The organism is Ulvibacterium sp., assembly GCF_965228935.1.
GTDB lineage: Bacteria > Bacteroidota > Bacteroidia > Flavobacteriales > Flavobacteriaceae > Ulvibacterium.
This window is the reverse complement of the sequence record NZ_OZ245846.1, coordinates 874,011-888,730: the sequence shown is the minus strand read 5'-3', so window position 1 is coordinate 888,730 and position 14,720 is coordinate 874,011. Positions and strand designations below refer to the sequence as shown.

12 protein-coding genes and 1 tRNA gene are annotated in these 14,720 nt (G+C 42.5%); 2 read left to right on the top strand and 11 right to left on the bottom strand.

Annotated elements, in window-relative coordinates:
• Positions 1 to 87: 87 nt before the first annotated feature.
• Entirely contained in the window at positions 88 to 762 is a 675-nt protein-coding gene (locus ACO06Y_RS03810) for an SCO family protein (RefSeq protein ID WP_422082505.1), read from the bottom strand.
• A 160-nt stretch (positions 763 to 922) separates the two neighbouring features.
• Here ACO06Y_RS03810 and rseP point away from each other — a divergent pair, with 160 nt between their 5' ends.
• Together rseP and ACO06Y_RS03800 are read left to right on the top strand one after the other, a co-directional pair.
• Positions 923 to 2,278, top strand: coding sequence for an RIP metalloprotease RseP (rseP, locus tag ACO06Y_RS03805; protein WP_422082504.1), 1,356 nt, complete (start codon positions 923 to 925; stop codon positions 2,276 to 2,278).
• Between the two features lie 134 nt (positions 2,279 to 2,412).
• Positions 2,413 to 2,486: transfer RNA gene (locus ACO06Y_RS03800), tRNA-Asn, on the top strand.
• 448 nt (positions 2,487 to 2,934) lie between these two features.
• On the opposite strand, the gene ACO06Y_RS03795 is transcribed toward ACO06Y_RS03800, so the two are convergent.
• The 10 genes from ACO06Y_RS03795 to ACO06Y_RS03750 form a co-directional block, all read right to left on the bottom strand.
• Positions 2,935 to 3,411 (bottom strand): GNAT family N-acetyltransferase, encoded by a 477-nt coding sequence (locus ACO06Y_RS03795; RefSeq protein ID WP_422082503.1) that lies wholly within the window; start codon positions 3,409 to 3,411, stop codon positions 2,935 to 2,937.
• Positions 3,412 to 3,484: 73 nt separating this feature from the next.
• The gene (locus ACO06Y_RS03790; RefSeq protein WP_422082502.1) at positions 3,485 to 4,867 is read right to left on the bottom strand and encodes a sodium-dependent transporter; all 1,383 of its coding nucleotides are present in this window, start codon (positions 4,865 to 4,867) and stop codon (positions 3,485 to 3,487) included.
• Between the two features lie 137 nt (positions 4,868 to 5,004).
• Complete coding sequence (locus ACO06Y_RS03785) at positions 5,005 to 5,928, bottom strand: M43 family zinc metalloprotease (RefSeq protein WP_422082501.1); 924 nt, start codon at positions 5,926 to 5,928, stop codon at positions 5,005 to 5,007.
• Positions 5,929 to 5,933: 5 nt separating this feature from the next.
• Positions 5,934 to 6,704, bottom strand: a complete 771-nt coding sequence (locus ACO06Y_RS03780) for a sterol desaturase family protein (protein WP_422082500.1) — start codon at positions 6,702 to 6,704, stop codon at positions 5,934 to 5,936.
• Between the two features lie 330 nt (positions 6,705 to 7,034).
• Positions 7,035 to 8,708, bottom strand: coding sequence for a tetratricopeptide repeat protein (locus ACO06Y_RS03775; protein WP_422082499.1), 1,674 nt, complete (start codon positions 8,706 to 8,708; stop codon positions 7,035 to 7,037).
• Between the two features lie 673 nt (positions 8,709 to 9,381).
• A complete protein-coding gene (locus tag ACO06Y_RS03770) occupies positions 9,382 to 11,220 on the bottom strand; it encodes a CocE/NonD family hydrolase (protein ID WP_422082498.1) in 1,839 nt (612 codons plus the stop codon).
• Positions 11,221 to 11,703: 483 nt separating this feature from the next.
• Complete coding sequence (locus ACO06Y_RS03765; protein ID WP_422082497.1) at positions 11,704 to 12,120, bottom strand: VOC family protein; 417 nt, start codon at positions 12,118 to 12,120, stop codon at positions 11,704 to 11,706.
• A gap of 45 nt (positions 12,121 to 12,165) precedes the next feature.
• Positions 12,166 to 12,612 carry a helix-turn-helix domain-containing protein gene (locus ACO06Y_RS03760; protein WP_422082496.1) on the bottom strand — a complete coding sequence of 149 codons (447 nt, stop codon included), beginning with the start codon at positions 12,610 to 12,612 and terminating at the stop codon, positions 12,166 to 12,168.
• A 160-nt stretch (positions 12,613 to 12,772) separates the two neighbouring features.
• On the bottom strand, positions 12,773 to 13,789 hold the full coding sequence (locus ACO06Y_RS03755) for an alpha/beta hydrolase family protein (protein WP_422082495.1): 1,017 nt from the start codon (positions 13,787 to 13,789) through the stop codon (positions 12,773 to 12,775).
• Between the two features lie 90 nt (positions 13,790 to 13,879).
• Entirely contained in the window at positions 13,880 to 14,704 is an 825-nt protein-coding gene (locus tag ACO06Y_RS03750) for a helix-turn-helix domain-containing protein (protein ID WP_422082493.1), read from the bottom strand.
• Positions 14,705 to 14,720 lie beyond the last annotated feature (16 nt).

Below are 14,720 nucleotides of genomic sequence, written 5' to 3'. Positions count from 1 at the left end.
GTGTTCGGCTGTCCAAAAATAACCGTCCCTTTATTTGGAATTCAAAAAGTGCCGACGATCTTATCTTGAAAAGGGGATGGTTTATTTTTATTCCAGGTAGGAATCTTTCAAGATTCTTAGGTCATTTAACAACTTGTCTATGTCCTCGGGGTCGGTGCCATCATAAAAGCCCCGGATGCGCCTTTCCTTATCCACCAGAATAAAATTCTCGGTATGTATCATGTCGAAAGGGCCGCCATCACCATCCGTTTTAACGGCCAGATACGATTTTCGGGCCAAATCATAGATTTGTTTTTTATCCCCGGTGACCAGGTTCCATTTTTCGTCCAAGACCCCTTTTTCCAGAGCATATCTTTTGAGCTGGGCAACGGAATCAATTTGGGGGGTTACCGAATGGGACAAAAGCAAGATTTCCTTATCGCCCTTGATTTCCTCCTGGATTCCGGCCATGTTTTTGGTCATTATGGGACAAATGGTGGGGCAGGTGGTAAAGAAGAAATCCGCCACGTATATTTTGTCCCTATAATCCGCTTGCGTAATGGTCTTTCCATTTTGGTTCGTTAGCGAAAAATCGGCTATGGTATGATATTTTCGAACATGATGTACGGTGCTGTCCACCAATTCCGGGTTCACCATGGAAGGTTGGTAAACGGGCAGGGTTTTATTGGGTTGCAGCGCATTGTAAAATAGATATACGATGACGGCCGAAAGGGAAAGAAGCACTATCCCAAAAAGTTTGAACTTGCCAAAAAAATTGCCCATCCGATTTTCTTACAAAGATACGGCACGTCCCGAAAGCTTTCAAGAAATATGGCCCGCCTTCTTGCCAAAACTTTCTTAAATAGGAGGAGCCTTTTCAGCTTTCTTTTTTTTACAGAGGGTAAACGCTTACTTTTGTGCGATTGAATTATTAGATAATGCCATGAGTCCCATATTGATAAAGACCATTCAATTTTTTTTAAGCCTGTCCATTTTGATCGTACTACACGAGCTGGGGCACTTTATACCAGCCAAGCTTTTTAAGACCCGAGTGGAAAAATTCTACCTGTTTTTTGATGTCAAGTTTTCGCTATTCAAGAAAAAGATTGGGGAAACCGTTTATGGAATCGGATGGCTGCCACTAGGAGGTTATGTAAAGATTTCGGGCATGATCGATGAAAGCATGGATACCGAGGCCATGAAGGAGGAGCCCAAACCGTGGGAGTTTCGGAGCAAGCCGGCTTGGCAACGCTTGATCATTATGTTGGGAGGGGTTACGGTAAACTTTGTATTGGCGGTCTTAATTTATATCGGTATGGCGTATGCCTACGGGGATCAGTATGTGCCCATGAATAGCCTAAAGGATGGCATAGCCGTAATGGAACCGGAAATAGGGGATGAGATAGGTATCCAGACCGGCGATAAGATCATTGCCGTCGACGGGGACGAGATAGAGGAGTTTGGAAAGGTTTTTATGGAAATCGTAAATGGTAATTCCATTACCATTGAGCGGGATGGGCGGATCATAGAAAAAGAAATCCCGGTGAATTTTATTGCCACGCTCTTGGAGGATGAGGACAGGATTCAGTTTTTAAGCTATAGATTGCCGTTTGTAATTGGGCAGGTGCCCAAGGAATCGCATAACTTGGACTCTGGATTTAGGGAATTGGACGAAGTTGTTGCGGTCAATGGAAATTCCGTTACCTATAGGGACGAAATTATTCCCTATTTGGAAGCGAATAAGGGAGGAAACCTGGATTTGACCGTTAAACGTGAGAATGGTACCACAGAAGTCATTTCGGCCAAGGTAAATGAGGAGGGCAAATTGGGCGTGGTAATTGGGGGTCTTACGATGCAGGAATTGGCCGATAGGGGCCTGTTTAAAATCGAGACCAAGAAGTATTCCTTTTTTGAGGCCATCCCCGCCGGAATAGACAAGGGCGTTACCACCCTTTCAGGTTATGTGAAGCAGCTCAAGAAGATTTTCAATCCAGAAACCGGTGCCTATAAAGGAGTGGGAGGGTTTGCCGCAATCGGGGGGCTCTTCCCCAGCACCTGGAACTGGCCCGCCTTTTGGAACACTACGGCCTTTATTTCCATAATACTTGCCTTTATGAACATATTGCCCATACCCGCATTGGATGGCGGCCATGTAACCTTTTTGCTGTATGAGATGGTTACGGGCAGAAAACCCAGTGACAAATTTTTGGAATATGCCCAAATGGTCGGATTCTTTTTGTTGATCGCTCTATTGTTGTTTGCCAACGGAAACGATCTGTACAAATGGCTTTTTAAATAGTAGGGCTGTTTTTGTTGGGGGCAACAAAAAAAACGATTATATTTGCACCCGCCTACGCTAAAAGAAATGTAGCTACGGCAGGCAGGCCCTTAGAGTTTAAGACTGCTGGGGCAAAAAAAATTGATCGAATACCTTCCTCCTTAGCTCAGTTGGTTAGAGCATCTGACTGTTAATCAGAGGGTCCTTGGTTCGAGCCCAAGAGGGGGAGCAGAGCGAGACCAAAAAGCTGCACGAAGGTGCGGCTTTTTTGCGTTTGCGCCTTGGGCGAGAAGTTTACCCTGAGCCTGCCTGTCGGCAGACAGGCGAAGTCGAAGGAAGCCCAGCAAGGCTAGACCAAAGCCGTCCATGAAAGTGAGCGTTTTTTTTGTTTGAGTCGCTATGGCCCCTATTCTCCGTCAAAAGTGCATAGGTATGATTTGTGGTAATAGAAATTGGAAGGCACCACCAGTTTGAGACTGGCGGTAGCGGGGGTAAATAAAACCATTTTTGTCTTGTGAGATAGAATCATAATTTAGGTAAACAACAGTATTTAAAACCGTCAACCTAAGTCATGATTTCTGTACTTTTTGAATAGTTTGATTATGCGGATAACTCACAACCTATGTTTCAAATGGCAAACATATTTTCGCGAACTGAACAAATTAAAGAGCCAACCGCTACACATTTGTGAAGCTTTCCGTCAAGGGTTTAAAGTGCCAATTATATCTTGTTGGGGGCAGATTAATATATTCATTTTCCGGGACATGTTTAAAGCCAAGTCTTTTGTATAGATTTCCTGCGCTTTGCAGTAAGGGGTCTGTTTCCAAATAACAGTTTTGGTATCCTTTTTCACGAGCTTTGTACAGACAAGATCTGATAAGTTCCATTCCCAATCCAAGTCCTCTCCATGCGTTATCTAGGTAGAACTTTTTTAGCTCGCAACCCCGATTCTTCATCTTGGATAGTGGAAGAATACCAACGGTGCCAATGACCCTACAATTGAGTGTGAGGACCATGAAAAACGATTTTTCTCCAGCGTAGGATTCATAAATGTTGTCGAGTTCTATGTCTTTCAAGTATTCTTCGTGAGCATCGATTTCCCTTCTAACTTGTAAAATCAACGTTCTTACCAAATCGCTATCCGCAGCGTTCATTTCACGTATTTCGAATTTGCCAAACTTCCTGAAAACAGCTAGTGGCTTATGGATTTCTTGGTTTGCCACTCTGTTATCCGAATAAGGTTAGCCCAAAGAATTTATCCAGTACATTCAGGACAAAGACAAACCCAAGAATCCAAGGGCACAAATATTTGATGGAGAATCCCAAAAATTTGGCAACAAGGGTATTCGAGAAATTCTTACTGCCATTGGAAATCTCCTTGAACAAGTTTTCCTTTTTCCAAATGAAAGCAACAAAAAGAGCCATTAGAAAGCCATTTAATGGTAAGAAAGAATTGCTGGCCACATCAGAAATGAACGTCATAAAATCGGTTGGATCTGACGCCCCAAAGTAGGTCACAAACTTTGTGAAGAAACCTGAATAGCCGTTCGATGACAATGAAGGTATTCCCAAGATGAAAATTCCGGCTGCAACCAGCCAAACCGCTCTGGATCTTTTGATTCTTTTTTCGTCAACCAAGTAGGAAACGGGAATCTCCAAGATGGACACCGTGGATGTCAAAGCAGCGAACGACAACAATAGGAAGAACAATATTCCAACCACGATTCCCATAACAGGGCCCATATTGCCGAATACCCCAGGGAGTGACATAAACACCAAACCGGCACCTCCATGCGTATCCAGTCCTTGGGAGATTACCATCGGGAACAACATAAGTCCTGCCATAAATGCGATTCCCACATCCAATAGGGTTATGGCCACCGCGGAAGAAATGATATTGTCCTTTTTGCCTACATAGCTTCCATAGGTTATCATGGCCCCCATTCCCAAAGAGAGGGAGAAGAATGCATGCCCCAAGGCATTATAGACCACTTCACCGGTAATCTTGGAAAAATCAGGAAAAAGGTAAAACTGTGCCGCTTTGGATGCACCGGGCAGAGTCATGGCATAGCCCGCCAACAACAATATAATAATGAACAAAACAGGCATCAATATTTTTGCAGCCTTTTCAATTCCTCCGGAAATTCCTCTGGACACAATATAGGCAGTGGTAGCCATAAAGAGAATGGAATAGCTTCCTACCTTAATGATGTCCTTAACGAAAACGGGAAACTGTCCTCCAATAGAAAAATTTCCAAACAGTATTTCTATAAAATAGCCAAAACACCAACCGGCAACCACATTATAGAAAGACAAGATCAAAACGCAGGACAAGATGCCCAACTTGCCCACGAAGGACCACTTTTCGTGTCCCAGGGCAATGAACGCACCAACGGGATTTCTTTGGGCCTTTCTACCGATTGCAATTTCCGCTACCATCAACGGAAAGCAAAGAATAAGACAAAAGGCCAGATAAACTATTACAAAAGCGGCACCTCCGCTTTCACCTACTTCAAAGGGGAATTTCCAAATATTCCCTAAACCAACAGCAGAACCTGCCGCGGCGGCTATAAATCCAATCTTACTGGAAAAACCAGATCTTTCTGTCATATTGTTTTTGTTTAATGAAATGAATTAAGGCCACTGTCGAATGGGAAGGGCATGAATGAAATAGGGAACTTTCTAAGAGATTCGTTTTAATTTGGTATAATCAGGAGTGTTTCGTTCTTTTTATTGTCTTAGCAAAGTCAATCCAAAGCCGGACTGCTTTGTAGGGCTTTTCTACCCTCATGGTTTTCCAAAACATAGTGCATTCGGGCTATTTGGTCTTTTGTGAATATGTTCATGACCTCATCATGGGACCAGTTCATGTAGTTGCCCATCATAACGGTTTCCCCGGCACAACCCAAAAAGGATTGGTTTCCATAAACCGGCTTATCAACCGCTGGAGTGTCATCGCAATAATCGTTGTTTTCGCAATCTCCCGCTCCCCAGGGATGCAGCAGCCCCAGATAATGCCCCATTTCATGAGTTAAGGTCCTTCCAAATTTGGCAAAGCAATCTATGTTAGACGCTCCAAAATGTATCCAATTGATTAAAATACCTTCTGCATCATTGGGTCCTGGCCAAGATGAAGGTTTAATTCCGGGAAGATCCGTTTCTGGCAAAGTTGAAATACCCAATACCAGACATTCCGTCGATTGTGGCAAAGGGGTAGTCCATATGTTAATATATTCACTGGGATCCCAGTAAGCATATTGCGCAAAATGGTTCTGATTATATCCCAATATGGGAACCTGTACTTCGGTGGTATCAATTCGATTGATGCCATTGATAGGCATTCCGTCGGGATCCTGTTTGGCAAGGACAAATTCAATTTTAGTATCTCCTCCATCAGGGTGATCGTTAAATCCTCTGGTACCTTCCTTTCTCCTGAAGTCTTCGTTAAGAATCTCAATTTGCCTTTTAATCCGTTCTTCTGAAATGTTGGGGCCTTCCCCAACCCTTTCTCCCTTGTGCATTACATGAACAACCACCGGAAGTAAAATCACCTCCTCTTTTGGGTCATTGGGTATAGGGCTTTCAAATTCCTCATCTTTGCTACAGGATGCGATCACCAGCATGATCATAGTAAAAACTACTATCGACCATTCCCACTTTATCGATTCCATAAATCCTATTCTTTATTTATGTCCTTAAAGGTTATCATTTCCCATACCTTATTTGATGCGCCCTTATAGAATCCTGTTTCGTGTTCATACCCCTTTGGATTTTTGAAAGTGCCAAACAGCATATCAAACAAAGAAATATCAGAATAGTTATAGGCATGTATACCCTTGGCATGGTGTATGGCATGCGCCTCTGGCCTTTGTATGATGTAGCCCAACCATCTAGGGGTCTTGATATTGCTGTGCTGAAAAATGGATAGGAACGTGGTTCCGAGAATTATCAATGTCGTTGCCTCGGGAGTAAATCCGGCTACTACCACCAGGCACAAACTCCCCAGAAAGGTAAAGCCAATCATGTCCATTGGACTGAAGTAAAACGCCCCATAGCTATCCAAACGTTCCGCACTGTGGTGCATTTGGTGGAATATCTTCCAAAGTGTGTCACTTTTATGCATGGCACGGTGCCATATGTAGACCCCAAATTCATAAACAAGTATACCCACAATGGCTCCACCGAAGGTTCCCAAACCAGTTAGGTCAAAAAGTTGATAATGGGCGAGATGGCCATCCCAAAACAAAGGTAGATATGAGGATAGGAAAAAGAACAAGGCAAAGGCCAGCATTCCTTTCAGTTTCCAAAACCTGACTTTGGGCAAATTTCGTGCAGGGAAAAAGGCTTCCCAAAGCATCAACCCTCCATATAGGGCAAAAATAATGTATGATATCGGGTTGAGAATCAACTCTAAAGGTGTGGGCAAACTTGCCAAAACTTCTTCCATTTAAAATAGCTTTCTGTGCAGCTTTCTTTTCAAGTTCTCTTTTCTTCTCAACCATATTGCCCTTACGGTCGTACGGTCTTCGATTGTTCTTTTTGGACTGTTCATTTTTCTTGATTTAATTTTCGGAGGGCAAATGTATTTCAAAAGTCAACAGGGTGAAAATAAAGAGAGTAGACCGGTAGTGTACAGCGCATTATGTGAAGTGGACAAAAAAAAGATTGTCTTAAACTTTGAGGGACATGAGGTAGACAAAAAATGTCAAATATCTGATAATAAGGTTTTTATAAAGTACTAAATTTTAACTTTATAAAATGGAGCGAGAGGGTGTGATTACCCTTTTTCAATGTCCAAAAAGTAGTCCAAAAGTTCTTTGTCGGGCGCTATTCCCAATTTTTTTCGAAGGCGATAGCGTGCAGTTTTTACACTTTCGGGTGAAATGCCTAGAATATTTGCTGTTTCCTTTATACTTAAATTCAGCCGGGTGAGCGAAGAAATTTTTAAATCGTTTGCACTTATTTTAGGATGCAATTCTTTCAACCTACTATAAAAGTCGGTATGGACCTCTTCAAAATGACGTCTAAAATCTTCCCAATCCCTATCAACGTTTACCTGCTGTTTTATGGTACCCTTTATTTCAGAAAGCAACTTTGTTCGTTTGCTCTGGGTTGTATCTTCAAGTAGATTTATGCTTTCAAGCAGTTGTAGAAACAGTTCATTTTTTTGAGCAAAATTTAAGGTGTACGAAGTAAGCTCTTTGTTTTTGAAATCTAATTGTTGACGCAATTCCCGTTGCTTCAAAGCTGCGTTTTCGAGTTCCGTTCGGGCCAATGCCTCTTTTGATCTTAAAAGTTCGGTTTCCTTTTTTTCACGTTGCTTTTGATGTCGTAACATAAGTAATGCCGTAATGGCCAGTGTTACCAGTAAAAGAGATAGAAAAACGTTCATTAATGTCCGTGAATGTCGGCTTTCTTGAAGCAATTCAATTTCTTTTTCCTTATTGGTAAGTTCGTTATTGAATTCCAACGCTGCAATCTGTTTGGATTTGTCGGTATCATAGATTGAATCCCTTAGTTTAATAAATGCATCGTAAAAGGAAAGTGATACTTCCAATTGCCCTTGCTCTTTTTTTAGGAGTTTAAGTTCTTTATAGGCTTCTAAGATGTATTTGCGTAGTTTATTTTGCGTAGCTTTTTCCAAAGCTTCCAACAATAGATTTTCAGAATCCTCATATTCTCCCCTTAGGCGCTGTAATTTTCCATATTGTATAAGATTTCCAATAAATCCGTCTACATCATTCACATTATCTCCAAGAGCTGTTGCTTTTTTCAAATGGTAGTCGGCTTGTTCCAACTCATTTTCAAGGATAAAAAGTCTGCCCAGTAAATTATGGGATTCAGCCATACCATAAAAAAAACCGTCATCGGAATGCATATTCAGTGCATTGGTTAGATACTCCCTTGCTTCCGGCAATTGATTTTCTTGTATGAGCACCAAACCAATTTTGTTAAAGGTGGTGGCTATACGTGATTTTAAATTAAGCTTAGTGAACTTTTCGATTGAACTTTCATAAATATCCAACGCCTTGTCCAAATCTCCGATATCGGCATAGACCATTCCGCTGTTCATCAAACAATTTGCCGCACCCTCCAGATCCCCGATTTCCGAATATGCATTTTGGCAGTCGGTCAAATTTTCGAGGGCAAGTTTGGGTTTGCCGAGTGTCCAATAGGCCACTCCAAGAACTCGTTTAGCCATGGCAATACCATGTGGATAGTTCAGTTTTTCTGCCAACGTCAATGCCTCAGAACCATTGGCAATCGATTTGTTTGAGTTGACAATCCAATAACGATAGCCCAGATCGTTCAAGGCATCGACACGATCTTTATTCGGAGCGGGAAGTCCTTTCAAAACTCGTTCAAGGCTATCTACAGTGGTCTCATGGTTTTGCCCATGTAGATACCCCGATACTATTAGAATGACGAAAAAGATAACATTAAACCTCATGTCAGATTATTATCTGATCACAAAGATAAAAGATGTGCAAATTTCCTATTGTTGTGACGTTTTTATTCTTAGTGAAATATTATTCAAAACATTAGAAAAACAGCTATACCAAATTTTTCAAACCTTGTTAATTTATAATCTAATCTGCTATTTGGCTTATAGAATAGATTAAATTATTCGAATCACATTCTTCCCATTGATTATACCTTAAATCATAATCTTTTGGTGTCAAAATACGGCCACTTTCTAAGATAAGACACAAATACAATAGCAGGCTCTCTGTTGCAAGGGTGTCTCATTTCTGGTCTTTTTTAGTGGTTTCAATAATTACGATTTCTTGGAATCCAATTCTGATCTTCAGCTGTTAGAATGATTGGTTAGAAGATATTCATTTCCTTGGCCTATTTGAAATTAAAGCTTTTGTAATCAATCTTTAAGATATAAACTTGAATATTAGGAGGGGTGTTTAGTTTAAATCATTGATAGGTAATATTTAATGTGGTTAATAAATTGGAATATATCTCAAAATTGGAGCTTTTAATCATAGGGTCGCCGGTTCGAGCCCAGCAGGGGGAGTAAGCTGGTAAAGCCATGCCGCTTCCAAGCGGCCCTCCCATTAAGTAAGGGCCGTTTTCATTTTTGTAATTTTTTTAGCGCTATCCTAACCCAGGGTTTAAAATCCGGGAACAAGGGGCAATACGATATGACTGGGTCGCTTTCCCCCATGGTGGATGGTTTGTTGGGCGACGCGGACCTCCGCATCCTCTCCGAGGGGTTTGCCCGTATTGGGATTACGATCAAACTGTGGGAAGTTACTGGAAGTAATGTCTACCCGGATACGGTGGCCGGGCTGAAATACGTTCGCGGTTCCTGTCATTTCAATTTCGAATTCGTAAACCTGGTTTGGGGTAAGCAGGTTTATTTTATCCAAGCCATCCTTAAAGCGGGCCCGCAGAATACCCTCCGATACCGGATAGGCACCGCCATCCGGATACACGTCTACAAGCTTGATCATCCAGTCGGTGTCCGGTCCGTCGGTAGCGGCGTACAGCTTCATGGTAATCGGGCCGGCCACGGTCACCGGTTCGGTCAGGAAATCCGAAGTATAGACCAAAACGTCGTTTCTACGTTCTATGATTCGCTGATCCTTCGGCCCGGCAATGGTAGGGGTACCACAACAATTATTTCCCCCGTAGGTCATTACGGGTAGGTTGGGATCGTAGGTATACTGGTCGGTGCCAATGCTAACGGGTTTATCGAAGGTAAGCTCACCGGAGCCGCGCAGGCTGTTGGCAGGCCCGTCTCCCGTAAGGTACAGCTCCTTGTATTGTGTTCCTGGGATAGGCCAGTCCTTTTCCTCCCGCCAAGAATTTTCGCCCATGTAAAATATTTTTACCGGTAGTTCCTTATCCAGCCCGTTGTCGATTCCTTTTAGGTGAAAATCGTAATAGCGAAGCTCTTCCTCAAAAATATCGATGTAGGCATGGTCCCCGAATTCCAGGTCTCCAAACCGAGTTCCGGGACCATGGCCCCAGGGTCCAACGAGCAACTTGGTACCGGCGCGGGCGGCTTTTGTTCCACCGTATTTTTTCATTCCCGTATACCCGTTTAAGGTGCCCATAAGGAATATATCGAACCAGCCTCCAGTGTTATAGGCGGGGACCATCACCTTATCAAAACGTTCCTCGTCACTGATGGCCTTCCAATAGCTGTCATAACTCTCATGGGCCAGCCAATCCCGGTAGTGCTGAACCGCATAACCCGCACTCTGCAAGTCGCCATTTTTCAGGGGAAGGTGCATCAAGATATTTTCATATTTTAATTCCTCGGGAGTAAAATCGGAGGTATGCCAAAGTTGAGGCAACATGATGCGGTTGGGCATACGTACCGCACCCCATCCAAAATTAAAACTTAGCCGAAAGGCGCCTCCCATGGTAATCCAGTTGGCATACAGGTTGGTCGAGGCCACGGAGGGAAAGATGGCATCGAGGCTGGGAGGGCTCTGACTGGCGGCTGCCCATTGGTTATGCCCTAGGTAGGAACCACCCTGCATGGCAATCTTTCCATTCGAAAAATCCTGTTCGGCGATCCACTCGATGGTATCGTGGCCATCTTTGGCCTCATCACGGAAAGGCTCCCACTTTCCCTCGCTTTCATAACGTCCCCGTACATCCTGTACGATTCCTATGTAGCCCCGCTGCGCAAATTTCATCATCCGCTCATGGTGAACACCGATGCGTTGCAAACCATACGGACTACGGGTGACGATGACCGGATACTTTCCTAGTTTGGCAGGACGATAGATATCGGCATAAAGGAGGATTCCATCCCGCATGGGCACCGGAACCTGCCGAACAAGACGGATTTCGTTCAGCACCGGACCGGGACCTTCCGAGGCGATTGGGGCCGTTTGGGATATTCCCGCATAGAAAAAGAACAAAATAGCAAGAAGCAACAGGTTTTTTACAGGGTACCCGTTGCCAAAAAAGGGGAGAGTTTTCAGTGGTTGCATCTGATTTTATTTAACAGGTGGATTTTTTTATAAAACGAATCGAATTGCCATAGATAAAGGTTGTTAAAGAAAAAAGACGCTCATCGTGCGTAATTTAGTGCTAATGACACCTTAAAATCATTCACGGACGAGCCTATTGAGTAAAGATACTATAGAAAACTAGATTTTGGATTATTTAAGTCAACCAACCAAAGAATCAAAGATGGCGCGCTACCAAATGATTCCCTTGGTTCAATTGATTTTCATCGATTAAAGGTCGGCAATCAGTGGCGGGAATCCCTGTTAAGCAATACCTTAGCGGAGACTAAAAGTGGAACAGCAAGGGGGCGTAGGCGAGACCAAAGCCACCCGTTTGCACGGATGGCCTTTTTCTTTTTATACTTCTGGTCGGAAAGCTCTCCTGCTCTTTAGGTTGTCCAACCTGCGATTATGGGCAGAGCCCATCGTATGACAAATTAGGGTTGTACAATGGTAGCTGAAGCCTTATTCTTTCTTTTTCTCACACAAGGAAAACCAGTTCCCGGAGTCATCAACGAACAAAGCTTCGTAGGCATAAAATTCCTTGGTCGGCTCTTTCTTAAAAACTACACCTTTAGTCCTTAACTCCTCATACGTTGCAAGCAAATCGTTACATTCGAAAACGCCAAAACCAAATGTGCCTTTTTTGACCAATTCTTTCATTTGTTCGGCTGCTCCGTCTTTAAACATCATGCCATCTTCTATGGGCATCAAAGAGATTTCAAGTTCGGGTTGTTCCGGTGGACAAACGGTGAGCCAACGCATACCAGGACCCATAGGGGCATCGGTATGAATTTTAAAACCCAATTTGTTCACATAAAAGTCCAATGCACTGTCCTGATTTAGTACAAATACGCTAACATGGTTCAGTTTTGTAATCATTTTTCCAAATTTTAATTGTGAGCCTCAAAGCTCATCAACCAACATCTAAACCACTTCTTGAAAATTGCTATTCTTTGTCCAACCTTTGGTCTCGGCAAAACAATTTGGAATAAATCTCAAAGGCTTGTCCGTTATCTCCACTTTTCTTTGTAATTGTCGGGATTGATATTCCGTCGGGGTCAAACCAACTTCCTTTTTGAAAAGTCCCGTAAACGAACTCGGACTATCGAACCCAACGGCAAAACAAGATTCCATAATTGAAATTCCTTTGTTTAAACGCTGTTTGGCTTCTTCTATCCTTACAGAAGTCAAATATTTATGTGGGGTCTTTCCATAAATGTCCTTAAAAAGTCGGATAAAATGAAATTTAGAAAAATGGGATTCGTCCGAAATATTGTCAAGGTCAATTTTATCACAAAAATTGTGGTCTATAAATAGTTTCGCCTGAACTATTCTCTTGTACAAATACATTTTCGGATAGCTATTTTCCATTTTACGTTTCCCTTATTTTGGTTGTGGCTAACGGTTTCAAGCAATAACAGTAAGGATGTAAGCTATAGTTGCTTGAGCTAACAAGATACTTAATTAAATGCAAAAACGGTTTGAGCCTCCACCCAAACCGTTACCATTTTTATCTTGTTGGCTATAGTTATTACTTCATGTGCTTATCAAAGAAAGCGATCATTTTCTCAGGGTTGACACCAAAGTAGTTATATCCATCAAACCTGCGATTCGTCCCCTCGATCCAGAATAACTCTTTCTCCTCCGAACTGATAGCATCAAAGATTTCTTGGGCATCCTTGGGGTTGTCCGTCCAAACATCATTTAGAACTTGGGCCATGAAATAAGGGACTTTTACCGCATGGGAATAATCTTGGGGACGCATTTCCCCGTTGGTAAAACCGCCTAATTTTAGCTGTTCCAAATCCATTAACTCCATGTATTGGTCCAATCCCATCAAACCGGCAAAAGAAGTCATTAATGCGGTCATGGAAACCGTTAATGGGCCGAAAAAGCATTTGATATCTTCAAACAATTCAGGATGTCTGTACATGGCCTCATAGGCTGCGTTACCACCCGTACATCTGTTATATAGCCCACATTTCATCTTGCTTAGTTTCGGATGATTATTTACATATTGCTGGGCACCTACCACATCGCGCCACTCATAACGCCCGATGCCACAAATCCCTCCATTGGCGGCTCCACTGGTACCGTGGTTTCTCAGATCATAAGCCAAAATGTTATAACCTGCCTTTGATAGATGTGACATATGTGCTACAAAATCGATTTCCAATGTATCTACGCCCGAAAAGGGTTCACCAAAATGCCCGGTAAAACCTGAGCGGCTCATGGGCATCGGGTGGTTGATGACGATTAATTTGTCCGACTCTCCATGTACGGAAGGGATATACCAACCCTCAAGGGGAGTGCCATCGCTTGATGGAAAACAAATATCCTCCCAGATATCCATACCATGGTCCGCAGGCGTTTTATGAACCGGTGTCCTGAACATGGGACGAACTGCAAACTCCGCCAAATACTTAATTGTCCCATATGCTTCCCCTGATATTGTTTTTTGCTGCGCTATTGCTTTGTTGTAGGCCTCTTCGCCCATTCTACCCCTTAAAGTGCCATCAATTGAATACTCCAGTGTTTTTTCGAACATGACATTTGTTTTTTAGTGAATAATGCAGAACAAAGGTCTTCCGATTCACTTGAAAACTAAGAAAACAAATTCAGGTAAATAGGATACAAATTACAGGTTGGAAAAATTAGAGGGAGAGACTCCGGTTATTTTGCGAAATAGTCGGGAAAAATAGTTGGGATATTCAAAGCCAAGTTGATAGGCAATTTCGGAAATAGTAGATTTCTTCTGCATCAACATAGATTTTGCCACCTTCACGATATGCTGATGAATATGCTCTAGGGCAGGTTTTCCCGAGTAAAATTTAATCACATCACTCAAGTAGTTTGGTGTTACGTTCAATTGGTTGGCAAAGTAGTTTACGGAAGGCTGAACCGGTCCGCCATCTTTGCCGTAGTAGTTATCCAGAAGGGAAAAGAAATCGTTGACCAGTTGACTATACCGCTCTTTTCGTTCGCCGAACTGTCTTTTGTAAAACTGGGCCACGTGGGCAAAGATTACATTACAATAGGCAAGGACCAAGTCCTTGGAAAAAGCCGCTTTATTGTACTCTTCCAATGCCGCTTTAAACTGATGGGTAATGACAATCTCTTCTTCCCTTTTTAGAAAAAGCGGTTCATGCAGGCCATAGTTTAGGAAAGAATATTCCAAGTGCTGATTATTTGAAATCAGGTCTTCCGTAATATTAATAAAATATCCCTTCCAAGGTGTGTCCGTTTTCCATTCAATAGGTTGGTTGGGACTCGAAAAATACATAAAGCCCTTTTCCCTGTCATTTTCCAATCCATATTTTATGGAAATGCGATAGAAATTGGGATAAACCGATGGGGATGACAACAGGAAATCATTGGGATACTCGCCTATGTCGATTAGATCATGCTTGGGTAATCGAAGGTTGGTATACGTATTAAATTCTTTTATACTTTCGAATCTCATAGAGTTCTGGTTACTG